A 22,874-nucleotide genomic window follows, 5' to 3' on the forward strand; every position below is an offset into this window, starting at 1 on the left:
GATGTTCCAGAACCGCGCCGAAGCCCTGGCGCTCGCTCTGCCCGCAGCGGTCTTTGCGGCGATCGTCTTTCTGGCGCCGGTGGTGATCCTGCTGGCGGAAGGCTTTCGCAGCGCCGACAGCTGGTCGCTGTCGGCCTATACGACCTTCTTTTCCGATCCGCTGAACCGCACCGTCTTCCTGCGCACCTTCCGGCTCGGCCTGATGGTTACCGTTGTTTCGGCGGTCATCGGCTATGCCGCGGCCTTTGCGATCGTCAATCTGTCGCCGCGCAACAAGGGACAGATGATCGGCCTTGTCGTGCTGCCGCTGATGATCTCGTCGGTTGCGCGCACCTATGCCTGGATCGTCATCCTCGGCCGCACCGGCATCGTCAACCAGGCGCTCCAGCTCGTCGGCCTTTCGGATGAGCCGATCCGCTTCCTCTTCACCGAGACAGCCGTGTTCATCGGCCTGCTGCAGCTGTTCCTGCCACTGATGATCCTGTCCTTGATCAGCGCGCTCGAGAACATGCCGAAGGATGCGATCCCGGCGGCGCGTGTTCTCGGCGCCAACTGGTTCCAGGTGTTCTTCAAGGTGATCCTGCCGCTGACCAAGGAAGGCCTTGTGATCGGTGGAACGCTGGTCTTCACCGGTTCGCTGACCGCCTATATCACGCCTGCGATCCTCGGCGGCTCCAAGGTTCTGATGCTTGAAACGCTGCTCTACCAGCGCGTCACCGTCGCCAACGACTTCGTCGCCGCAAGCGTCATCGCGTTCATCCTGATCGTCATGAGCTTTGCCGCCAATCTTCTCCTGAAACGGCTTGCCACTGCGAGGAACAAGCGATGACCCCTCGCATCTTTACGCCGCTCGTCCTCTTCCTGGTGATCGCCTTCCTGATCGGGCCGTTCTTCATCATTGTTGCCGCGTCACTTTCGGGCGGAGAGACGCTGGCCTTCCCGCCGCAGGGCTTCTCGTTCAAGTGGGTCGCCAAAGTCTTCACGGTCGAGAGTTTCCAGGAGAGTTTCGCGATCTCGATGCTGCTCGCGATCGGCGGTACCGCGGCCGCTCTCGTGCTCGGCGTTCCCGCTTCTTACGCGCTGTCGCGCTACAAGCTGCCTTTCGGCGAAACCATCCGCACGATCGTCTCGCTGCCGATCATCGTGCCCGGTATCATCGTCGGCCTGGCGCTCTTGCGTTACATCGTCGTGCCCTTTGGCCTCAACATCACGCTGACGCTGTTTCTCGCCCACACCGCGCTGGTTCTGCCCTATGCGGTACGGGTCGTCTCGGCGAGCCTCAACAACCTGCGCTCCGACATCGAGGAGGCGGCTGTGCTGCTCGGTTCCTCCCGCGCCGGGGCCTTCTTCCGCGTGGTGATGCCGAACATCCGCAGCGGCATCCTCGCCGCCTTCATCCTCGGCTTCGTCACGAGCTTCAACCAGGTGCCGGTATCGCTCTTCCTCTCCGGCCCGGGCGTGCGCACACTGCCGATCGACATGCTCTCCTACATGGAGATCACCTACGATCCGTCGGTCGCCGCCCTCTCCGCGCTGCTCGCCTTCATGTCCATCGGCATCGTCTTTCTTGCCGAACGCTTCCTGGGATTCTCTCGCTATGTCTGACGCCCCCTTCCTCAGCCTTGAAAAACTGACGCTCGCCTATGGCGATACCGTTGCAGTGAAGGACCTCGACCTTTCGATCCGCAAGGGCGAACTGGTGGCCTTCCTTGGGCCCTCCGGCTGCGGCAAGACGACGACAATGCGCTCGATCGCCGGCCTGCTGTCGCCGGCCTCAGGCGCGATCAAGCTCGATGGCGCCGACATCACCCGCGTGTCCGCCAACAAGCGCTCCGTCGGCCTCGTCTTCCAGTCCTACGCGCTCTTCCCGCACCTGACCGTGTTCGAAAATGTCGCTTTCGGCCTGCGGCTGAAGAAGCTGCCGGCAGCCGATATCGAGAGGAAGGTGACGGCTGGTCTCAAGTCCGTCGGGCTTTCGAAGTTCTCCGCCCGTAAGCCGGGCGAGCTTTCGGGCGGCCAGCAGCAGCGTGTGGCACTGGCGCGTTCCATGGTGATGGAACCGAAGGTGCTGCTTCTCGACGAGCCACTGTCGAACCTCGACGCGCGTCTGCGCCTCGAAATGCGCACGGAACTGCAGCGGGTGCAGAAGGAAACCGGCGTCACGATGATCTTCGTCACCCACGACCAGGGCGAGGCCCTGTCGCTGGCGGACCGCATCGTTGTCATGCTGAACGGCGCGATCGAGCAGATCGGCACCCCCGAGGATATCTACAATCGCCCGATCTCGCGCTTCGTCGCCGATTTCGTCGGCTTCGAAAACATCTTTGCCGTCGAGGGCGGCAAGCTGAAGGCCGAAAACGGCCCGATCGATCTTTCCGGATCCCTGCCGCCTGACACGGCAGGGCTTGCGTGGCGTCCGCGCATGGTGACCCTTGGTTCAGGTCCTTTCCAAGGCACTGTGCGCGGAGCCTCTTTCTCCGGCAGTACGCGCGAGTATCTGCTCGATACGCCCCTCGGCGCCATCAAAGCGGAAGAGGACGCAGCGCTTGCAGCCCGTGAAACCGGCTCTGCCATCGCCTTCGACCTGCCGGTCGAGAAGGCCGCACGCCTCAAGAAGTTCGGGTAAGGTCCGATGGGTGTCTGGATCGATACGGACATGGGGTTCGACGACATTGCCGCCGTGCTTGTCGTCCTTCATGCCGGTGAAGAGATCGACGGCGTTTCGCTGGTTTTCGGTAACACGCCGCTTGACCAGGTGAAGCGCAACGCTGCCGGCGCCGCGCGCGCTTTCGGCTGGGCCTTCCCCATCCATGAGGGGCGCGCCCTGCCGGTGCTCGGCAAGCTCGAAACTGCCGAACGCATCCTTGGCGAAGCCGGCATGCCGACAGCGGGATTGACGCTGCCGGAGGCTGACGCCTTGGCGGTAAGCGACGCCTTTGCGGCACTTTGCGCCTGGCTGGAGCAGGAGGGGCCGAAGCGGATTCTGGCGCTCGGGCCGCTCACCAATCTCGCTGCCCTTTGCCTTGCCCGCCCGGACCTGGCCAGCCGGATCACCGACCTCACCTGGATGGGCGGCGGCGTCACCAGCGGCAACCATACGGCATCCGCCGAGTTCAACGCCTTTGCCGATCCGGAAGCGTTGGCGATCGTGATCGCGCATGGCCTGCCGCTGCGCATGGTCGATCTCGATCTTTGCCGCAAGGTCTTTGCCTACCCCGATGACGTCGCGCCGATCCGCTCGGCGGGTGGCGCCCACGCGGCCCTCATCGCCGATTTGCTTGCCGGCTTCATCTCGATCGGCACAAGCCGCGGCCGGCCGGGCATGGCGATCTACGACCCTTGCGCTGCCGTTGCCTTCGTCAATCCGGGCGCAATCTCGTTTCGCAAGGCGCGCATCGATGTCGAACTCGGAGGGACGCTGGCCCGCGGGCGCACCGTCGTCGAAACACGCGAAAGCCATGCGATCTTCAATGCCGAATATGCCGTCGATGCCCATGTCGAGACGACCAGGGCTCAGATCCTGGGCGCTTTGATGAAGGAAGCGCAGAAGTGAGTTCCATAGAGCAGCCTCAGGACCTGATGGATGCGGCGCTCCGTAGCCGGGCAGTGGCGGCAGCGCGTGGTGCCGAGCCGTTCGACGTTCTAATATCGGGCGGCACGCTCATCGACGTGGTGACCGGAGAGTTTCGCCCGGCCGATATCGGCCTTGTCGGATCGTTGATCGCAAGCGTTCACGAACCGGGCGCGCGCAGTGACGCAGTAACCGTCGTTGATGCCACCGGCGCTTTCGTTTCGCCCGGCCTGATCGACACGCACATGCATGTCGAAAGCTCGATGGTGACGCCGGCGACCTACGCCAATGCGGTGCTGCCGCGTGGCGTGACGACCGTCGTCTGGGATCCGCATGAGTTCGGCAATGTCAACGGCGTGGCCGGCGTGCGCTGGGCCGCAAACGCAAGTCGCGATCTGCCGTTGCGCACGGTGCTGCTGGCACCGTCGAGCGTGCCGTCAGCACCCGGCCTGGAGCTGGCCGGTGCCGATTTCGACGCCGACGTGATCGCCGACATTTTGAGCTGGCCGGAAATCGGCGGCATCGCCGAAATGATGAACATGCGCGGCGTCATCGACGGTGAGGCGCGGATCACCGGGATCGTTCAGGCGGGGCTTGCCGCCGGCAAGCCAGTCAATGGCCATGCGCGCAGCCTTGCGGGGTCTGATCTCCAGGCCTTCGTGACCGCGGGCGTCAGCTCCGACCATGAACTCGTTTCCGGCGACGATCTGCTGGCAAAACTCAGGGCAGGGCTTTCGATCGAACTGCGCGGCTCGCACGATCATCTGCTGCCGGAATTCGTCAAAACGATCAAGGCTCTGGGCCATCTTCCTCAGACGGTAACGCTTTGCACTGATGACGTCTTCCCGGACGATCTCGCCCATGCCGGCGGCCTCGACGACGTCGTTCGTCGACTGGTGCGCTACGGCCTGCCCGCCGAATGGGCGCTTCGGGCGGCAACGCTGAACGGCGCCGTGCGCCTCGGCCGTCACGATCTCGGGCTCGTGGCGCCGGGCCGGCGGGCGGATATCGTGCTCTTCGAGGATCTTGCTGATTTCCGTGCGCGCACCGTCATCGTCGATGGCAAAATGGTTGCAGATACCGGACGGATGATCGAGCCGCTGAGCAGCATCGCCGCCGAGACCCTGCACGGCACGATGAAGATCGCGCCGCTTTCGGATGACGATTTCCGCATTCCTGCCGACGGCACCAGGGTCCGCGTCGCGACCATCGACCGGCCGCGCTTCACCCAGTGGGGCGAAGCCGTTGCTCAGGTCGAGGGCGGCTTCGTCGTTCCGCCTGAGGGCACGACTCTGATCGCCGTCGCGCATCGCCATGGGCGCACCGACAGTCGACCGCGCGTTGGTCTGTTGTCGAGCTGGGGCACCTGGCGCGGCGCTTTTGCGACCACGGTTTCGCATGACAGCCACAACCTCACGGTTTTCGGCGGCAATGCGCAGGATATGGCGGTTGCAGCCAATGCGGTGATTGCTGCCGGCGGCGGCATGGCCGTTGCGTCCGGTGGCAAGGTCGATGCGCTCCTGCCGCTGCCGCTCGCCGGGCTGGTTTCCGAGACGCCGTTGGAAGAGGTGGCGGATCGCTTTGCAGCACTCCGCGAAGCGGTCGGCCGCATCGTCGATTGGCAGCCGCCATACCTGGTCTTCAAGGCCTGCTTCGGCGCGACGCTTGCCTGCAACGCCGGCCCGCACCAGACCGATCGCGGCATCGCCGACGTGGCGACGGGCACGGTCATGGAAAGCCCGATCCTGGAGATCCTTGAAGCCTGACATTCAAGGCCGCCCTGCCTGGGCGGCCTTTGAAGTCCGACGTCACTTCCATCAAGGCGGGCACCCTCGCTCTTTAAGCGCAGGCTCTAAATCCTTGGAACACGGGTTCCCGCGAGCATCTTCGCGATGCACGCGTTACTCCGCCTGTGCCAGTTCCTGCTCCACCAGGGTCGACCAGAAGGTGGCGCCCGGACCGATCGCTTCGTCGTTGAAATCATAGGCGGTGTTGTGATGCAGCGCGCCATCGACGGCGGGGCCGTTGCCGAGCCAGACGTAGCAGCCGGGCGCCTCCAGCCCGAAGAAGGCGAAGTCGTCACCGGCGGTCGACGGCGGAAACGCCGTGCGGGTCTTGTCGCCAAAGACGGCGCGAGCGGCTTTCAACGCCCGGGCAGTGGGATCGCCGTCGTTGACGACGGGCGGAATGCGGCGTTCAAACTCGTAGTCGACGGAAATCCCGTACATCTCTGCCGTACCGCGCGCGAGACGGCCGATCTCCGTTTCGAGTTGGTCGCGCACCTCGGGCGTATAGGCGCGCGCCGTGCCGCCAATCTCGACGATATCGGGGATGACGTTAAGCGCCTTCGGGTCGCCGGCGCGCACCGAGCAGGCGCTGACGACGGCTGGCTGCAAGGGGTCGACGACGCGGCCGACGATCGACTGCAGCGAGGCAAGGAAGGTGCCTGACGCCGTTACCGGATCGCGGCCGAGATGCGGCTTGGCCCCATGGGTGCCGACGCCGCGGAAGGTGAGCCGCCAGCTATCCGAAGACGCAAGCTGCGGGCCGGCTACGACCGCCATTTCGTCCGGATCGAGACCCGGCATGTTGTGCAGGCCGTAAACCGCGTCGCAGGGGAACAGCTCAAAGAGGCCGTCCTCGACCATGCGCTTCGCACCGCCACGCCCTTCCTCTGCCGGCTGGAAGATGAAATGCACGGTGCCGGAGAAATTGCGGGTCTTAGCCAGATGGCGGGCAGCGCCGAGCAGCATTGTCGTGTGGCCGTCATGACCGCAGGCATGCATCTTGCCGGCTTCGCGGGATTTGTAGGGACGGTCGGCGATTTCCGGCATAGCGAGCGCATCCATATCGGCGCGAAGGCCGATCGAGCGGGTGCCGTTGCCGACCTGCAGCGTGCCGACGACGCCGGTTTTTCCCAAGCCTCGGTGGACCTTTAGACCCGCATCCTCAAGCCACTTGGCAACGAGATCGCTGGTGCGTACCTCCTCGAAGCCGAGTTCCGGATGGGCATGCAGGTCGCGACGGAAGTCGGTGAGGAAGGTGAGGTCGTCGGCTATTCCGTCTGGCAGGCGCATCGGCTGGCATTCCCATGTCATTGCGCGAAGGGGCTTGTGAATTCCGCGTGCTTTGCTTGAGCCGCGGCGCCCTTTCGGTTTGATCGAAGTCGCAAACGGTATAGACGAAAACGGCCGGAACCAGAACAGCAAGCCGGCCTTTTTGATCGCCTTTCATTTCGGGCGAAAGCGCGCAGACGAGGACCGGACCGATGCAGCCCCACGACTTCTGGCAGGAAATCTACCCGCCGAAAAGCTTCGACATTCAGGCGGGTTATCGCGATTTCTTCCCGGTGTCGCTCGGCGATGGCAGTCAGATCCTGTTGCCGATCCGTCCGCTTTCCGACGGCAAGCATGCGCTGGCCTCCATGATCGTCAATCAGGCGAGCTTTGCCGTCGAGGATGCGCTGGCAACGGAACTGGCCGCCAAGCTCGCGCCCTATGAGCCCGAGGTTGTTGCCGGCCTGCCGACGCTCGGCCTCACGCTCGCCTCGGCCGTCGCCCGCAAGCTCGGCCACAGCCGCTACGTGCCGCTCGGGACCTCGAGAAAATTCTGGTATGTCGACGACCTCTCCGTCCCACTTTCCTCGATTACGACGCCCGACCAGAAGAAGCGGCTCTATGTCGATCCGCGCATGCTGCCGTTGCTGGAAGGAAAACGGGTGGTGCTGATCGACGATGTGATTTCGAGCGGCACGTCGATCCTTGCCGGGCTGACGCTGATGGAGACCTGCGGCATCGAGCCGGTCGCGATCGGCGCCGCCATGCTGCAGACCGAGCGCTGGCGCCAGCCGCTCGCCGACCGCGCGCCGCAATGGCCGGAGCGCGTCGCCGGCGTCTTCCAGACCCCTCTGCTCACCCGCAACGAGGACGGCAGCTGGCGAGGCGCTTGATCGAGCCCTGTGGCGAGAACGGATTGCCCCCTTCCCGAACAATTCCTTTGATTCCTGCGACACGAGCGCGCTAGCCTCGGCCTGGCGTTGCGGCAGCTTCATCAATCCGATCCCCTTCGTCAGCGACATCGACCGATCGCGGATCTTTTACGAGACAGTACTTGGTCTGACGATCCGGGAGGACTTCGGTGACTTCGTGCTTTTCGAGGGCGGCTTTGCCGTCCACGAAGGACGCGCGCTCGAGCGGACGATCTGGCGGCAGGACCTGTCTTCGGGCGAACCGTATGGGCGGAAAAACGTGCTCCTGTACTTCGAGCATGACGATGTAGACGCAGCCTTCGCGCGCATCGCACCGCATGTGGAGCTGATCCATCCGATCGAGCTGCAGGCGTGGGGCCAGCGCGGCTTTCGATTTTACGACCCGGACGGGCATGGGCGCCGCCGCGATCGCGGAGGCGCCCGAACTCTTTCGTGCAGGACAGCCCAGAGGGCTTTGAACGGCTGGGACCGGTTTCTAGTTCGCCGGCCGGACCTGATAATAGACCGTCGACTTCGCGCCGCCTGCCTTGGCGATCGTGTAGACATCGTAGGAGGCCTGCGGATCGTTGCCCATGCCGAGCGAGCCCGAGGGCATGCCGGGAACCGCGATGCCTGCGACATCAGGCCTTTCCGAGAGCAGCTTCTTGACCGCCTCGAGCGGTACATGACCCTCGATGACATAGCCGTCGATGACGGCGGTATGGCAGCCTTCCATGTCGGCGGGAACCGCAAAGCGCGTCTTGATCACCGACATGTCGGCCTCGTCGCGCACCTCGACCTTGTAGCCGGCCGCTTCCATCGCGTCCGCCCATAGTTCGCAGCAACCGCATTGCGGATCCTTGTAGACCGCCATGGTGCCGGTTGCCGCGACTGCGCCTGTTGCCAAGAGGGTGATGCCCGCAATCGTGCCTGCAACGAAATGCCTGCGTAACACGTTCATCGAACACTCCTTTCCGTTTCTTCCTGATTTCCGGATTGTGACGCCCGGGCCGCGCAAAGTCGACCCGGGCGGTTTGCCGCAGCTTACTTGACCTCGGTCACCGTAAGCTTGCCGTTGACCCGATCGGCCACGAATTCGATCGCAGCACCTTCCTTGAGTTTGGCAAGCACCGCGTCGTCGGCGCGGAACACCATGGTCATGGCCGGCATGTCGAGGTTCTTCAGATCCTCATGGTCGATCGTCACCTTCTTGGCCCTGGTGTCGATCTTCTTGACCACGCCCTTGGTGAACTCCGCCGCATATGCGGGCAGGGCGAAGGTGGCGGAAACGGTGAGCGCGAGCGCTGCAAAGAGGGTACCTACGGTTTTCATGGTTTCATCCTTTCCTGTTTTCTCGGGGTTACTTCTTCACGACGTCGAGCGGGCCGTGCATGCCGGCGTCGTAGTGGCCCGGCACCAGGCAGGCGAATTCGAAGGTGCCGTCATTGGTGAAGGTCCAGTAGATGTCTCCGGACTTGCCGGGCTCGAGCCGAATGGCGTTCGGGTCGTCGTGCTCCATGTCCGGGAACTTCTCCATGGTGATCTTGTGTTCCTGGATCGTTGCCTTGTCGTCGAGCACGAATTCATGCGCGAGTTCGCCGGCGTTCTTGATCGCGAAATGGACCGTCTGGCCCTGGCGAACCTTGATGGTCGAGGGCGTGAAGATCATCTTGCCGTCGTCGGTTTCCTTCATGGTGACGCGGATCGTCTGCGTCGACTTCTTGCTGTCGCCGGGCTCGCCGATCGACACCTTGTCGTGGCCACCGGCGTGGCTGCCGCTGGCGAGCGCCTGGAAGGAAAGGGCGGAGGCGGCAACGAGCGCCAGAGCGAATGCTGATTTCTTCATCGTAATGTTCCTGATGGATTTGAAAGAGTTCATTGCAGTCGGCCGCCCTCTCACGGTTTGAGCGTGAGCACGGTCTTGGCATCCTTGGCCCGCGTCGGTTCCGGCAACGCACCGGTCCATTCCCAGGCCTGTGTTCCCGGCGGGTTTTCGTACCAGCCGGGATCGCTGTAATCGCCGGCGGAGATGCCTTCGCGCACCTTCACCACCGAGAACATGCCGCCCATCTCCAACGCGCCGTGCGGACCCCAGCCGGTCATCATCGGGATCGTGTTGTCGGGGAGCGGCATTTCCATTTCGCCCATGTCGGCCATGCCGGCCGTACCCATGGGCATGTAGTCGGGCTTCACCTTGCGGATCTTTTCCGCGACCGATTTCTTGTCGGCGCCGATGAAGGTCGGGATGTCGTGACCCATGGCGTTCATCGTGTGATGCGACTTGTGGCAATGGATCGCCCAGTCGCCCTCGTATTTGGCGTCGAACTCGTAGGCGCGCATGGCGCCGACGGGGATGTCGATCGACACTTCCGGCCAGCGCGCCTCCGGCCTGACCCAGCCGCCGTCGGTGCAGGTGACCTCGAAGTCGTAACCGTGCATGTGGATCGGATGGTTGGTCATGGTGAGGTTGCCGACCCTGACCCGCACCCGGTCGTTCTTCGACACGACCAAAGGGTCGATGTCCGGGAAGATCCGGCTGTTCCAGCACCACATGTTGAAGTCGGTCATTTCCATGATGCGCGGCACATAGGTGCCGGGATCGATGTCATAGGCGTTGAGCAGGAACACGAAGTCGCGGTCGACGCGCATGAAGCTCGGATCCTTCGGATGCACCACGAAGAAGCCCATCATGCCCATGGCCATCTGCACCATCTCGTCGGCATGGGGGTGGTACATGAAGGTGCCCGACTTCACGAGGTCGAACTCGTAGACATAGGTCTTGCCGGCGGGGATATGCGGCTGCGACAGGCCGCCGACACCGTCCATACCCGAGGGCAGGATCATGCCGTGCCAATGGATGGTGGTGTGCTCCGGCAGCTTGTTGGTGACGAATATTCTGACGCGATCGCCCTCGACCGCCTCGATCGTCGGGCCCGGCGACTGGCCGTTATAGCCCCAGAGATAGGCGGTCATGCCGTCGGCCATCTCGCGTTCGACCGGCTCGGCGACAAGGTGAAATTCTTTGACGCCGTTGTTCACGCGGTGCGGCAGCGTCCAGCCGTTGAGGGTGACGACCGGGTTGTAGTCCGGTCCGCTCGTCGGCACGAGCGGCTTCTGGGTCGTGGCATTGTCCATGCTTGCCGCTTCGGGCAGCCCGGAGTTGGAAGTTTGCGCCCAGGCGGCAGTCGAGACGAGAGCAGCACCGGCGCCGAGGAAGTTTCTTCTGTTGAACATGATCTGATCCTGTTTGAATGAGGCGGATGCGTACGGAAAACCGCACACATTTTTCCTCGACCCGCCCTAGTGCCCGGCGCCGCCGGCTTCCGCTGCTGCGGGTGCTGCCGCCCCTCCAGCCGAGCCACCTGATCCGCCGCCGTGGATGGCGGTCATCAGGTCGGCATCGGCCAGCCAGAAATCGCGCTTTGCGTTGACGGAGAGCACGGTCGAATTGACCTTGGCCCTGACGTCGGCAAGCAGTTCGAAGGTGCTGGTGATCATGCCGTTGTAGCTGAGGGTCGCTTCCTCCTCGATCTTGTTGCGCAGCGGCACGACGTTGTTGCGGTAGTGCCGGGCGATGTCGTAGCGCGAGCGGTAGGCCTCATAGGCCGAGCGGGCTTCCGAGCGGATGTTGACCGCCTTTTCCGCCAGCAGGTTTGCCGAGCGCATATGGGCAAGCTCGGACTTGCGCATGCGCGCGCTGCCGCTGTCGAAGATCGGGATCACGAATTCGAGCTCGAACTGGCCAGTTGTCTCGACCTTGGTGCCGTCGTCCTCCTTCTCCCGTTCCGCTTCCGCTCCGGCGATGAGCTCGAGGTCGGTCACATAACGGGTCGCTTCGGTGAGCTTGTAGGACTTGGCCACGGCTTCGAGATCGAGGCGGGCGATCTGCAGGTCGACGCGGCGCTTCAGCGCTTCCGCCTCGATGCTGTCCTTGCGCGCCAGCGTCTTCGGCAGGTTCGGCAGGCGGTTGGGAACCTGGTAGTCGACGTCGCTACCCCAGAGACCCATCAGTCGCGTCAGGTTTTCCTTGGCAAGACGCGCCGCAAGCCGGGCTTCGGCCGTCTGGCCGGCAAGTTCGGCGTTGAAGACGTGCTCGCGCGCCTGGTTGCCCTTGCCCATGGCGCCGGTCTCGCCAAGTTTTGCGGCGAGCTCCGAGGAGGCGTCTGCCGCCGCCTGGGCCTGGTTCAGCTGCGCGACGGTTTCCCAAGCAGCAACCGCTTCGATCCAGGCGCGGCGGGTTTCGGCCGCCAGCTGCAGTGTGCTGAGCGCCGCGTTGAGCTGTGCCTGGCGGAAACGCGCATCGGCAATGGCGATCATCTTGTCGCGGGTCAGGAGCGCCAGGATATTGGTCGTGACGAGGCCCTCGATCGCCTTATAGGCCTGCAGTTCCGGCGTGCCGATCCCGGTGGTGCCGATCGAGACGGTGGGATTGAGGAACAAGGTCGCCTGCCAGGCATCCGCCGACGCGTCGCCGAGATCGGCATAGGCCGCCTGCAGGCCCTTGTTGTTGAGAAGGGCGATCTGAACGGCCGTGTCGGCGTCGATGGTCTTGCGCTTCAGCAGCGCCTTGACCTCGGCATTGACCTTGTCGGCCTGTTCGCGGTTCTGGATCCAGACGCTCTTCTTGGTCGCGGCCCTCGAGACCTTGGCATCCACGGTGGTGAAGCCGGCGTCCTTGGCCGAGTATTCTGTCACGCAGCCGGCGAGCACGAGAGGCAGACCGATGGCTGCTGCGAGGTTGAGTTTGCGAAGCCTCATGACGCGTCTCCCTTGGCGGTCGACTGCGCGTCGTTGAGCGGTCCCCAGGCCTTGGGGCCGGTCGGTTCGCGGTGGGTGTAGCCCGAAATGGGGCTGCGATACTGCGTGTTTCGAATGCCGCTCGTGCTCTTGGCGGGATCGCCAAGGCTTGAGACCTCGGCAGGCAATGTGGCAGCGCATCCGCCCAGGATCATGGGCAGGAGCGCCATGGAAAACAAACGTTTCATGGTCAAACCTGAAATGTGAATGGCAGAGGTCGGCCGTCGACCGGATGAAACCGGGCGGGCCTTGTCGCGGACCGCGCTAGAGGTGGGGCGAGCGTCTCATCGGACACGCGGAAACCACGGCAATGCTTCGCTCCGCCACAGATTCTTTAGTCGGCAAGGACCAAAGGAAGCCTACGGCAGCGGTCACAGGTTCACGAAATCAGGCTCTTGGGGGGCGATGAAGACCGTCGAGCTCACCGGGGGTGAGCTGCGGGTGCGGGCCGAAGTTGCAGACCGAGCGTGGGAAAGCCGGATGGCTGCCGTCGACATCGCCAAGCACCGCGACGGCGGCGCAGAAGGTCTTGCAGCAATCCTTCTTGTCCGCCTTGCCGTTTTCCTGTGCCGGCTTCACCTTGCCCTTATCGAGGCTCGGGCAATGCTCGGTCGCAGCTTGCATCGGATTGGCGGCTGCCTCGATCTGCATCGAGCCGTGCGCGGCCGCATGCATCATGCCGGAGGCGGTGGAAAAGGGCAGCACGGCCAGCGACAAAGCGATCGCCAGCTTGAGCACTATCAGCAAACGCAGATATGTGGTTCGCACCTTCTCCATGATCGATCCGTAGAAACGCCTTTGATTCCTGTCAATGCTGCTTGCGCCTGGCGCCGTCACGAATGCGTGAGGCCTCCCGGGCTGCACACGCGTCGTCACCCGTGCCGCCGGTTGCGGACCGGATCGATGCCGGCCGTACCGAAGCGGGCGGGCTCGGTTGCCTTCGTCGGCGCGTTCGTGGCGTCTGCGAGATCTTCGAGAATGGGACAGTCCGGGCGGCCGTCGCCATGGCAATGGGCGGCGAGATGTTTCAGCGTCCGGCTCATCGCCTTCAATTCCTCGGCCTTGCGCTCCAGGATCTCGACATGTTCGAGCGCGATCTTCTTGACCTCGCCGCTGGCGCGCTCGCGGTCGCGCCAGAGCGCCAAAAGGTCGGCCATCTGCTCGACGGTGAAACCGAGATCGCGCGAGCGGCGGATGAAGCGCAGCGTATGGACGTCGTTGTCGCCATAGTTGCGATAGCCGGCTTCGCTCCGGTCGGCCTGCGGGATGAGGCCGATCGTCTCGTAGTAGCGGATCATTTTCGTCGATACGCCGGAGGCGCGGGAAGCTTCGCCGATATTCATGATGTCATCCTTGTTACCGCCGTGCGGACATTCCCTTGAGAATATAAGGGCTCTCCCCGGCTTCCGCCATGCTGGCGAGAGCCGGGGAGACGATCGAACCTAGGCCGCCTGTGCTGCGGCAACCGGGCGAAAGGCCCGAAGCCGCAAGGCGTTGCCCAGCACGAAGACGCTCGACAGCGCCATGGCGCCGGCCGCGAAGATCGGCGACAGCAGGAGGCCGTAGACCGGGTAGAGCGCGCCGGCGGCAACCGGGATCAGCACCGCGTTGTAGGCGAAGGCCCAGAACAGGTTCTCCTTGATGTTGCGGATCGTCGCCTTCGACAGCGCGATCGCATTCGGGACACCCAAGAGATCACCCGACATCAGCACCACGTCGGCGCTTTCGATGGCGACGTCCGTACCGGTGCCGATCGCGAGGCCGACATCGGCTTCGGCGAGCGCCGGCGCATCGTTGATGCCGTCGCCGACGAAGGCCACCGCGCGCCCGCCTTGCTTCAGCTTCTTCAGGGCCGCGACCTTACCGTCCGGCAGCACTTCGGCGATGACCTCGTCGATGCCGAGCTTGGCGGCGATCGCCTCGGCGGTGCGACGATTGTCGCCGGTGATCATCGCGACCTTGAGGCCGAGATCGTGCAGCATGCGGATCGCCTGCGGCGTCGTCTCCTTGATCGGGTCGGCAACCGCGATGATCGCCGCAAGCTTGCCGTCGATCGCCGCATAGAGCGGGCTCTTGCCTTCCGAGCCGAGGCGGGCCGCCTGGTCGGCGAAGGCCGACACGTCGAGCTTCAGCTGCGTCATCAGGCGGTCGGCACCCACATGGACGGTGCGGCCCGAGACCTCGGCGCTGGCGCCGAAACCGGGGATCGCCTCGAACCTGGCCGGTTCTGCGATATCAACACCCTTTGCCTTGGCCGCCTCGACGATCGCTTCGGCGATCGGGTGCTCGGAGCGGGTTTCGACGGCGGCGACCAGCGTCAGCACGGTGTCACGGTCGAAGCCTTCGGCGGTTTCGAGGTCGGTCAGTTCCGGCCGGCCCTTGGTCAGCGTGCCGGTCTTGTCGACGGCGATGACGGCCGCGTTGCGCAGCGTCTGCAGCGCCTCGCCCTTGCGGAAGAGCACGCCCATTTCGGCGGCGCGGCCGGTGCCGACCATGATCGAGGTCGGCGTGGCAAGGCCCATGGCGCAGGGGCAGGCGATGATCAGCACGGCGACGCCGTTGACGAGCGCGAAGGTGAGTGCCGGATCCGGGCCGAATATCAGCCAGACGCCGAACGTCAGAAGCGCAATCGCGATGACGGCCGGCACGAACCAGGCGGTGACACGGTCGACCAGCGACTGGATCGGCAGCTTGGCGCCCTGGGCCTGCTCGACCATCTTGATGATCTGCGCCAGCACCGTGTCGGCGCCGACCTTGGTGGCGCGGAAGGTGAAGGAGCCGGTCTTGTTGATCGTGCCGCCGACCACCTCGCTGCCGGCGATCTTTTCGACCGGAACGGGCTCGCCGGTGATCATCGATTCGTCGACATAGGAGTTGCCGTCGATGACGCTGCCGTCGACCGGGACACGGTCGCCGGGGCGCACCACGACGGTGTCGCCGGTGGTGACGTCGGAAAGCGGAACCTCGATCGTCTCACCGTTGCGGATGACGCGGGCGGTCTTTGCCTGCAACCCCATCAGGTGCTTTATCGCCTCGGAGGTCCGGCCCTTGGCGCGGGCTTCCAGGAAGCGGCCGAGCAGGATCAGCGTCACGATGACGGCGGCCGCCTCGTAATAGACGTTGGCGGTGCCGTCAGGCAGAAGGTCGGGCGCGAAGGTGGCGACCACGGAATAGATCCAGGCGGCGGACGTGCCGATCGCGACCAGCGAGTTCATGTCGGGCGCCAGGCGGAAGAGGGCGGGAACGCCCTTCTGGTAGAAGCGCAGGCCCGGGCCGAAGAGCACCAGCGTCGTCAGCACGAACTGCAGATACCAGCTTTCCTGCATGCCGATATTGTTCATGACGAATTCGTGCACGGCCGGAATGAAGTGCGAGCCCATTTCAAGCACGAAGATCGGCAGCGTCAGCACGCCGGCAATCAGCAGCGAACGCGCGAGCTTGCGGGTCTCCTGTTCGCGCTTCTCGCCTTCGCGGTCGACGCTTTCGTCGCCGGTGATGCGCTTGGCGGCATAGCCGGCAACGCGGACCGCTTCTTCGAGTGCTGCGGCCGTGGCGATGCCCCTGGTTACCCGCACCGACGCGCGCTCGGTCGCCAGGTTGACGTTGGCCTCGGTGACACCCGGCACGGTCTTCAGCGCCTTTTCGATGCGCGCGACGCAGGAGGCGCAGGTCATGCCCTCGATGGTGAGCTCGATCGTGTCTTCGGCCGCACCATACCCGGCATTCTCGATCGCCTTGACGATATCGGCGGACTTGGTGCTGGCATCGAAGCGGACGTCGGCGCGTTCGGTTGCGAGGTTGACCGAGGCTTCGGTGACACCAGGCACGGCGCGAATCGCCTTTTCGACGCGCGCCACGCAGGATGCGCAGGTCATGCCCTCGACGGGAATGCTGGCGCTTAATGCGGCGGCGGACATCGCTTCGAGATCGTTCGTTCTAATGGGGGTCACAGATCCCATGATCGTGCTCCTTTCTCTTTCTTTTGTCGCAAGATGGGGCTTCCAACGATGGGAAGGTCAAGGGCGAAAAGGAGATTTCTGCGCGCCATCTTCAGAACGGCCGGGAGAGGCCTGTCACCGCAGCGATATTGCCCGCAACGCATGGTCGCAGCGTCCTTGACGCAAGCTTGGCCGCGAGGCCCGGGAGGCTTGTCAAAGCTCAGGTCGAATGGCTCCAGGCTTGCCGGCGATCCGAGGCTGCAACCGTACTTTTCCTGCCTCTTGCGAGTGAACCGTATCGGATCCATCCTGTAGAAGTTGCGTCCCATAGGGAGGTTAGGATGACGGCTTACAATTGTGTCCGTTTCCGCGTGAGACCCGGTCAAGAGGAACGGTTCGAGCACCTTTTTCGCAGCGCTCTTCGCGACTTTGAAGGTTTGCGGAAGATGGCGCTCAGCAAGGCTGCGGATGGATCGTATTTCTCAATTGCCGAGTGGGAAAGCATTGAGGCGATCGCTGCGGCACGTCCCATGATGAAGGCGAACCTCGATACGTTCCGCGATACGCTCCTGGAACTCGGTCAGGATCTCGGGGTCACGGACCCGATTTCCGGCGAGGCGATCTTCGAAATGGCGCGTTAGGGCTATGTTGCTGCGCAAGGCGTGACGGCGACACCTCTGTCGATCGGTTGACGGGAAGGGAGTTGTTGCCTGCCAAGGTCGCGGATCTGACGGCAGTGATGTCGTCGGCTGGCGAACGTGTGGGGTAGCATCAGAAGCGGCGCGACATCTCGCGCCGGATTTGGGTGCGTTGAGAACAGAACACTGCGACGAAGGCGCGATGACGGGTTGAGGTCACCGCAGGCAATGGCTATGTCGTGCCGCACACACGCGTCACGAACCATAAGGCCATTCGGAATGATCCCAGACTTTCTCGTTACCCATTCCGGTGGTTTCCACGCCGACGAACTGCTTTCCAGCGTCATTCTTACGCGGCTTTTCCCCGAGGCTCGCCTCGTTCGCAGCCGGGCGCCGGAATGGCTGAAGCCGGGGACGAACCGCATCATCTACGATGTCGGCGGCCAGTATGATGCCGAGGCCGGACTGTTCGACCACCATCAGCGCGGGGCGCCGGTGCGAGAGGATGGCCAGCCCTACAGTTCGTTCGGCTTGATCTGGAAGCATTATGGGCGCGCCTATCTGGCTGCGTTCGGCGTTCCGGAGGCCCATGTCGAGGCGGTTCATGCCGCCTTCGATGCGCGTTTCGTGCTGCCGATCGATCTGGTCGACAACGGTGCGCTTGACCCTTCGGTTGCTGGCCCCTTGGCGGGGCTGACGCTGTCGGCGCTGCTGGAAACCTTGAAGCCTGTCTTCGACGAAGGCGGCCAGGAGGCCGAGGATCGCAGCTTCCATCAGGCCCTTTCGATCGCGCGCGCCTTCGTCGAGGCTGGCGTGTCGCAGCGCGCCGCAAAGCTTCGGGCCGAGGCGCTCGTGCTTGCGCAGATCGCCCTTGCCGGTGAGAGCCGCGTGCTAGAACTGCCGCGGGGCATGCCTTTCCGCCCGGCGATCGTGAAGGCTGGCACCGACCACCTGTTGTTCGTCGTTCATCCGCGCGAGAACGACTGGTGCCTGACGGGCATTCGCAAGGCCGACGAAGGGTTCGAGCTGCGCGCCGATCTCCCGGCTGCCTGGGCCGGCCTGACGAACGGTGAACTGGAGGCGGCTTGCGGCGTGGCCGGTGCGCGCTTCTGCCACAACGGCCGCTTCATCGCGGCGGCAGCGACGCGAGAGGCAGCGCTCGCCATGGCGGAACTCGCCGTCAGGGAAGCCGCGACAGCGGGTAGCGGTCAGGCCTGAGGAAACCGACGAGCCGACGGCGGCGGCTATGGCCAGTGTGCTTTTAGCCGGGCCGCCTGGGACGGGTCACGCCGAAAGCGTGGCCCTGAACTTGCTCGGTGATTGACCGTAGGTCTTCGCAAAAATTCGCGAGAAGTGGCCGGCGTTCTCGAAACCGACTTCGAGCGCGATGTCGATCAGCGGCGCCTTCGTCTGCGTCAGGAGATGCTTGGCGCGTTCCAGCCGAAACTTCCGATAGACCAGCGCCGGCGACATCTTCGCCTTGTCCATGAACAGGCGCTCGAGCTGCCGTCGGGACAGGCCGACGGATGCGGCCAGTTCCGGGATCGACAGCGTGTTGTCCGTGTGCTGCTCCATGATGATGAGGGCGGCGTTCAGGCGCGGGTCGTTGCTCTCGATCGCCAGCGGCTTTCTCGGCTGGACATGAAGATGCGAGCGCGCCTTGTCGATCTGCAGCACCTCGAGTGCATTCCGCTCGGCTTCCTTGCTGATGTGCAGGCGCACGATATGGGCTGCCATGTCGGCGGCACTGCTGCCGCCCGCGCAGGACCCGCGGGTGCGATCAAGGTTGAAGAGACGGTCCGAACGAACCTTGAGATCGGGGAAGCGCTCGCGGAACGCCTGATAATGAAGCCAGCTCACGCAGACGGTGTGCCCGGTCATCAGGCCCGCTTCGGCGAGCACGAAGGTCCCGGTGCAGAGGCCGATCAGAGGCACCCTGCGCGCCGCCGCCTTCTGGAGGAAGCGGATCGTGTCGTCGTCGATCGGCTGTTTGCTGTTGAGCAGGCCGCCGACCACGACGATGTAGTTGAACCCGGCGGGATCGACGAGGTCGGATGTCGGCGCCACCTGCACGCCGCAACTGGAGGCGATGAGATGCCGCGTGTTGCCCAGGACCTGCCAGTCCGCGCGGATGCGGCCGGACTTGTCGAGCTCGTCGCTCGCAAGCCGCAGCGTGTCGATGAACAGCGCGAATGCCGAAAGGGTGAAGGACCGCGCCAGAACGAAGCCGATCTTGAGACGCTCGGGCTGTGTCTCGCTGGATTTGATGGTCGTCGTCATTTGCCCTTCATGCTCGCGCCGCCAAGATCTCCCGTTCGCTGTCGAGCGTGCTCGGACATATCCGGAGAGGTGGCCGCTGGCGGCCGAGACTTGCCTTTTGCTCTCCATGGGAGCTGGGGTTCGGTTCTTCCGGCACCCCATGGCGTGGCGCGGGAAGCCGACGCCCGGATGAGGGCGTCCTCGTCCTCATCATAACGAAGAGGTCGGGCTCAGATTGCTCTCGTCACGACCTGCGCCGCCACGGTTACGAACATTGCGGCCAGTGTTAGCGCCGCACTGAAGCGTGCAACCTTCATCCGCCGTTCGCGTGAGCCGCTCCAATCATAACCCATCTTTTCCCTCCCTCGCGACCGGGCCGGAGCGCGCTTGCTCGGACGTCCGCCGAGCTGCGAGCCTTCCCAGGTCGTGGCTCTGAGTAGCGCTCATGCTGACGCGATGCCGTCGATCGTGTCAAGTTTGCCTCGGCACACAACGTTCCGGTGCCGGTCATGGCTCTGCGTCGCAGGCAACTGTGCAAAGGAATTTGCTGTTCGAGGGCGCAAACCCCCCAGTTGTGCGGGGAGCCTCTTTCCGCCGTTGTGATAGTTTTCTCTTTGGTGTGATTATTAAAGGGAGGGCGACGATGCCCGGCACATTCTCTACCGCCGACATGGACGTCATCAAACTGCAGCACGAGGAATGGTGTCGCGCCAACGACACCGACCCGAACAGTCCCGCGGGCATAGAGAAAGCCATGCAGATGCTGGTGAATTATGGCGGCAGCGCCAGCCGGCAACCGCCCGCGCAGCCGGAGACGGTGCGCGCCAAAGCGCGCGCCTGATCACAGCGTCAACCTACATTCTTTAGCAGTCTCGTCCTGTACTTCGATCGCGTCGAGCGAGGGTTGACGTCGGCTGCGTAGGGAATGCATTCCATGGCGCGGCGGCGCTATCGCGATCTGGCGTTGCGCCCGGCCGCTTGGGGTGCGCACGTCAAAGATGTATGCGCCAAGCGTTGGCTTAAAGGTTCTCCTTGAGGAGGACCTCTATCCTGATCTTGTCCTGAGCGGCGTGCGGTTCGCGAAAATCGGTCCGCGCGCGCATGATGCGGATGGCGCTGCGCACCGCGTGGCCAGGATCCTGGGCGATGACGGCGTCGATGCTGGCGTCGCGCAGGCCGCGTTCGCTGAAGGGGGTGCGCTCGTGCACGACCACCGTGATCTTCTGCAGATCGGTGAGGGACGCGGCTCCCTCGAGCGGAATCCTCGCCTCGGAACTCAATACGTAGATTGCCGCAACCTCCTGATTGTTTTCCAGAACTCTCTGGAGGATCTGGGTCGCCCTGCGCTCGTCGCCGTGGGTCTCGACCGAGGGCAGACACTGCAGGTGCGGGAACTGTGAGTTGACGACATCGTCGAAGCCGAAGCGGCGCTGGATGCTGTCGAGCGACTGCATCGTCTCGGCCACGATCAGGACTTTTCCGGCCTTCCGGCCGACAAACCGGCCGATGATCTTGGCCGCGGTCGCGCCGGCGGCATAGTTGTCGACGCCGACGAAATCTGCGGTCGGCAGCTTTTCCTGCCCGGACAGGAACTGCACGAACTTGACGCCGCGCTCGATCAGGCGGCCGATCGCATCGCGGACCTGCGGCGATTCTGGCGCCATCATCGCGATCCCGTCGAATTCGTTCTCGTCGATGTCGGCGAGATATTTTGCGACCTTGTGCGGGTCGTCGATCGGGATCTGGACGACGTCGAGGTCGACGAGGTCGCCCTTCATCGACACCCGCGCCTCCTCGACCCGGTGGATGAGTTCCGCCAGATAGAGATCGCCGCTCGTCGGCAGCACGAACCGGAACCGATAGCTCTTGTTGCGGGCCAGGCTAACAGCCGCGGGGTTTCGAATAAACCCAATACGCTCAATGGCTTCGTTGACACTGCGGACAGCCTTCGGGCTGACATTCGGCCTGTCGTTCAGCACGCGGTCGACGGTTGCGAGGCTCAACCCCGCTGCCTCAGCAAGATCCTTGGCTGTTGGCCGCATGCGGAACTCCCAGTGTGTATCGTCCCCAATCTACTCCACCAAAATCGCCGCGAAATCAAGAATTGATGTGCGCACCTCAAAAATCGCTTGCGCTGAGGTGCGCACCTCAGTTATGAATCCGTCAGCGAAGAACGCAGGCCCTGAATGCGGCCGCGCCCGCCGCTCGCGCCAAGAGGATTTAGGTGCGCCACCGCCCGGTCAGGGCGCTTCCTTCTGATGGAGGTCAGAAGGTACAAGGGGGAGGAACCCGATGATGAAGCAGATTCTGTTGAGCTCCACAGTCATGGTCGGAGCGTATTTTGGCATTGCGGGTGCGTCCGGTACGCACGCTTCCGCAGCGGAGCTGACCCTTTGCTGGGCCGCTTGGGATCCGGCCAACGCGCTCGTCGAACTCAGCAAGGACTTCGAAGCCAAGAGCGGCAACACGATGAAATTCGAGTTCGTGCCGTGGCCGAATTTCGCCGACCGGATGCTGAACGAGCTGAATTCCGGCGGCAAGCTCTGCGATCTGATGATCGGCGACAGCCAGTGGATCGGCGGCGCCGCCGAGAATGGCCAATACATCAAGCTCAATGATTTCTTCGACAAGGAAGGAATCAAGATGGACGACTTCATTCCCGCAACCGTCATCGGTTACGCGGAATGGCCGAAGAACTCGCCGAACTACTGGGCGCTGCCGGCGTTCGGCGACGTGGTCGGCTGGACCTATCGCAAGGACTGGTTCTCGCGTCCCGAACTCCAGGCGGAGTTCAAGCAGAAGTACGGCCGCGATCTCGCCGTGCCGAAGACCTTCGCCGAACTCAAGGACATCGCCGAATTCTTCCAGAAGCGTCAGATCGACGGCAAGACCGTCTATGGCGCTGCTATCTATACGGAGCGCGGCTCTGAGGGCATCACCATGGGCGTGATGGACGTGCTCTACAGCTACGGATTCGAATACGGAAATCCGAAGAAGGCCTATGAGCTCGACGGTTTCGTCAACTCGGCGGATGCGGTCAAGGGCCTGGAATTCTACAAGGCGCTCTATGATTGCTGCACGCCGCCTGGCCATTCCGACGCCTACATGTCGGAGGACATCGACGCCTACAAGTCCGGGCAGGTCGCCCTGCAGATGAACTTCGCCTTCACCTGGCCCGGCATCCATGCCGACGCCAATGTCGGCGGCGACAAGTCCGGCTACTTCCCCAATCCCGCTGGTCCGACCGGTGTGCAGTTCGCCCAGCTCGGCGGCCAGGGCATCTCGGTCGTCGCGGCGTCCGACAAGCAGAAGGAAGCGCTGGATTACATCAAGTGGTTCGCGCAGCCTGAAATCCAGAAAAAGTGGTGGGCGCTTGGCGGTTACTCCGCGCTGCGCTCGGTGGTCGAGGACCCGAGCTTCGCCACGAGCCAGCCCTATGCGCAGACCTTCCTGGATTCGATGGCAATCGTGAAGGACTTCTGGGCAGAACCTTCCTATGCATCTCTGCTCCAGGCTTCCCAAAAGCGCTTCCACGACTATGTCGTAGCAAAGCAGGGCACGGCGAAGGACGCGCTCGATGGTCTCGCTGACGACTGGAAGGACATCTTCGAGGACGAAGGCAAGTATTGACGCAAACACCCGCCGCCTCCCGGCGGAAGCGTCCATGCGGGGCCGGCCGGCCGATTTCTCGCGCCGGCCCCGCA

The 22,874-nt window shown here is 63.7% G+C and carries 22 protein-coding genes and 1 pseudogene; 11 read left to right on the forward strand and 12 right to left on the reverse strand.

Annotation, left to right across the window (positions count from 1 at the left end):
- Position 1: 1 nt before the first annotated feature.
- Genes IB267_RS22245 through IB267_RS22265 form a run of 5 tightly spaced genes read left to right on the forward strand, consistent with a single transcriptional unit; the run spans position 2 to position 5,337 of the window.
- Positions 2-829, forward strand: coding sequence for an ABC transporter permease (locus IB267_RS22245; RefSeq protein ID WP_043613763.1), 828 nt, complete (start codon positions 2-4; stop codon positions 827-829).
- Positions 826-1,605 (forward strand): ABC transporter permease, encoded by a 780-nt coding sequence (locus tag IB267_RS22250; RefSeq protein ID WP_192449612.1) that lies wholly within the window; start codon positions 826-828, stop codon positions 1,603-1,605. Before IB267_RS22245 ends, IB267_RS22250 begins: the two co-directional genes overlap by 4 nt.
- Positions 1,598-2,626: an ABC transporter ATP-binding protein gene (locus IB267_RS22255; protein ID WP_192449613.1), complete on the forward strand. Its 1,029-nt coding sequence runs from the start codon at positions 1,598-1,600 to the stop codon at positions 2,624-2,626. The genes IB267_RS22250 and IB267_RS22255 overlap by 8 nt, the downstream gene beginning before the upstream one ends.
- A 6-nt stretch (positions 2,627-2,632) precedes the next feature.
- Positions 2,633-3,553, forward strand: a complete 921-nt coding sequence (locus tag IB267_RS22260) for a nucleoside hydrolase (protein WP_192449614.1) — start codon at positions 2,633-2,635, stop codon at positions 3,551-3,553.
- 26 nt (positions 3,554-3,579) lie between these two features.
- Positions 3,580-5,337: an adenine deaminase gene (locus IB267_RS22265; protein WP_210335993.1), complete on the forward strand. Its 1,758-nt coding sequence runs from the start codon at positions 3,580-3,582 to the stop codon at positions 5,335-5,337.
- Positions 5,338-5,472: 135 nt separating this feature from the next.
- On the opposite strand, the gene IB267_RS22270 is transcribed toward IB267_RS22265, so the two are convergent.
- A complete protein-coding gene (locus IB267_RS22270) occupies positions 5,473-6,648 on the reverse strand; it encodes a M20 aminoacylase family protein (protein ID WP_192449616.1) in 1,176 nt (391 codons plus the stop codon).
- A 155-nt stretch (positions 6,649-6,803) separates the two neighbouring features.
- Between IB267_RS22270 and IB267_RS22275 the strand changes: the two genes are divergently transcribed.
- Positions 6,804-7,520: a phosphoribosyltransferase gene (locus IB267_RS22275; RefSeq protein WP_371742625.1), complete on the forward strand. Its 717-nt coding sequence runs from the start codon at positions 6,804-6,806 to the stop codon at positions 7,518-7,520.
- A gap of 100 nt (positions 7,521-7,620) precedes the next feature.
- A pseudogene (locus tag IB267_RS22280) lies at positions 7,621-7,953 on the forward strand (VOC family protein); the annotation flags it as partial.
- A gap of 81 nt (positions 7,954-8,034) precedes the next feature.
- Here the strand turns inward: IB267_RS22280 and IB267_RS22285 are convergent.
- The 9 genes from IB267_RS22285 to IB267_RS22325 all read right to left on the reverse strand — a co-directional run bounded on the left by IB267_RS22285 (position 8,035) and on the right by IB267_RS22325 (position 16,252).
- Positions 8,035-8,493 (reverse strand): DUF411 domain-containing protein, encoded by a 459-nt coding sequence (locus IB267_RS22285; protein WP_371742626.1) that lies wholly within the window; start codon positions 8,491-8,493, stop codon positions 8,035-8,037.
- 89 nt (positions 8,494-8,582) lie between these two features.
- Entirely contained in the window at positions 8,583-8,870 is a 288-nt protein-coding gene (locus IB267_RS22290) for a copper-binding protein (RefSeq protein ID WP_192449619.1), read from the reverse strand.
- A gap of 28 nt (positions 8,871-8,898) precedes the next feature.
- Positions 8,899-9,384 carry a plastocyanin/azurin family copper-binding protein gene (locus tag IB267_RS22295; protein ID WP_192449620.1) on the reverse strand — a complete coding sequence of 162 codons (486 nt, stop codon included), beginning with the start codon at positions 9,382-9,384 and terminating at the stop codon, positions 8,899-8,901.
- Positions 9,385-9,434: 50 nt separating this feature from the next.
- On the reverse strand, positions 9,435-10,772 hold the full coding sequence (locus IB267_RS22300; protein ID WP_192449621.1) for a multicopper oxidase family protein: 1,338 nt from the start codon (positions 10,770-10,772) through the stop codon (positions 9,435-9,437).
- Between the two features lie 66 nt (positions 10,773-10,838).
- Positions 10,839-12,296: a TolC family protein gene (locus IB267_RS22305; RefSeq protein ID WP_192449622.1), complete on the reverse strand. Its 1,458-nt coding sequence runs from the start codon at positions 12,294-12,296 to the stop codon at positions 10,839-10,841.
- A complete protein-coding gene (locus IB267_RS22310) occupies positions 12,293-12,523 on the reverse strand; it encodes a hypothetical protein (protein WP_192449623.1) in 231 nt (76 codons plus the stop codon). Before IB267_RS22310 ends, IB267_RS22305 begins: the two co-directional genes overlap by 4 nt.
- A gap of 199 nt (positions 12,524-12,722) precedes the next feature.
- On the reverse strand, positions 12,723-13,112 hold the full coding sequence (locus IB267_RS22315; protein ID WP_192449624.1) for a hypothetical protein: 390 nt from the start codon (positions 13,110-13,112) through the stop codon (positions 12,723-12,725).
- A 95-nt stretch (positions 13,113-13,207) separates the two neighbouring features.
- Positions 13,208-13,678 carry a Cu(I)-responsive transcriptional regulator gene (gene cueR, locus IB267_RS22320; RefSeq protein WP_034799282.1) on the reverse strand — a complete coding sequence of 157 codons (471 nt, stop codon included), beginning with the start codon at positions 13,676-13,678 and terminating at the stop codon, positions 13,208-13,210.
- 99 nt (positions 13,679-13,777) lie between these two features.
- On the reverse strand, positions 13,778-16,252 hold the full coding sequence (locus tag IB267_RS22325; protein ID WP_192450023.1) for a heavy metal translocating P-type ATPase: 2,475 nt from the start codon (positions 16,250-16,252) through the stop codon (positions 13,778-13,780).
- 362 nt (positions 16,253-16,614) lie between these two features.
- On the opposite strand from IB267_RS22325, the gene IB267_RS22330 reads away from it, so the two are divergent.
- On the forward strand, positions 16,615-16,914 hold the full coding sequence (locus tag IB267_RS22330) for an antibiotic biosynthesis monooxygenase (protein ID WP_192449625.1): 300 nt from the start codon (positions 16,615-16,617) through the stop codon (positions 16,912-16,914).
- Between the two features lie 276 nt (positions 16,915-17,190).
- On the forward strand, positions 17,191-18,129 hold the full coding sequence (locus IB267_RS22335; RefSeq protein WP_192449626.1) for an MYG1 family protein: 939 nt from the start codon (positions 17,191-17,193) through the stop codon (positions 18,127-18,129).
- Positions 18,130-18,195: 66 nt separating this feature from the next.
- Here the strand turns inward: IB267_RS22335 and IB267_RS22340 are convergent, their stop codons facing one another.
- On the reverse strand, positions 18,196-19,191 hold the full coding sequence (locus IB267_RS22340) for a GlxA family transcriptional regulator (RefSeq protein ID WP_043613801.1): 996 nt from the start codon (positions 19,189-19,191) through the stop codon (positions 18,196-18,198).
- A 622-nt stretch (positions 19,192-19,813) separates the two neighbouring features.
- Here IB267_RS22340 and IB267_RS22345 point away from each other — a divergent pair.
- Positions 19,814-20,011: a hypothetical protein gene (locus IB267_RS22345; RefSeq protein WP_192449627.1), complete on the forward strand. Its 198-nt coding sequence runs from the start codon at positions 19,814-19,816 to the stop codon at positions 20,009-20,011.
- Positions 20,012-20,189: 178 nt separating this feature from the next.
- On the opposite strand, the gene IB267_RS22350 is transcribed toward IB267_RS22345, so the two are convergent.
- Positions 20,190-21,212, reverse strand: a complete 1,023-nt coding sequence (locus IB267_RS22350) for a LacI family DNA-binding transcriptional regulator (protein ID WP_192449628.1) — start codon at positions 21,210-21,212, stop codon at positions 20,190-20,192.
- Between the two features lie 253 nt (positions 21,213-21,465).
- On the opposite strand from IB267_RS22350, the gene IB267_RS22355 reads away from it, so the two are divergent.
- Positions 21,466-22,800 carry an ABC transporter substrate-binding protein gene (locus tag IB267_RS22355; protein ID WP_192450024.1) on the forward strand — a complete coding sequence of 445 codons (1,335 nt, stop codon included), beginning with the start codon at positions 21,466-21,468 and terminating at the stop codon, positions 22,798-22,800.
- The last annotated feature ends 74 nt before the right edge of the window (positions 22,801-22,874 follow it).

The sequence above is a fragment of the Ensifer sp. ENS09 genome (assembly GCF_014852425.1).
In the GTDB taxonomy this organism is placed as follows: domain Bacteria; phylum Pseudomonadota; class Alphaproteobacteria; order Rhizobiales; family Rhizobiaceae; genus Ensifer.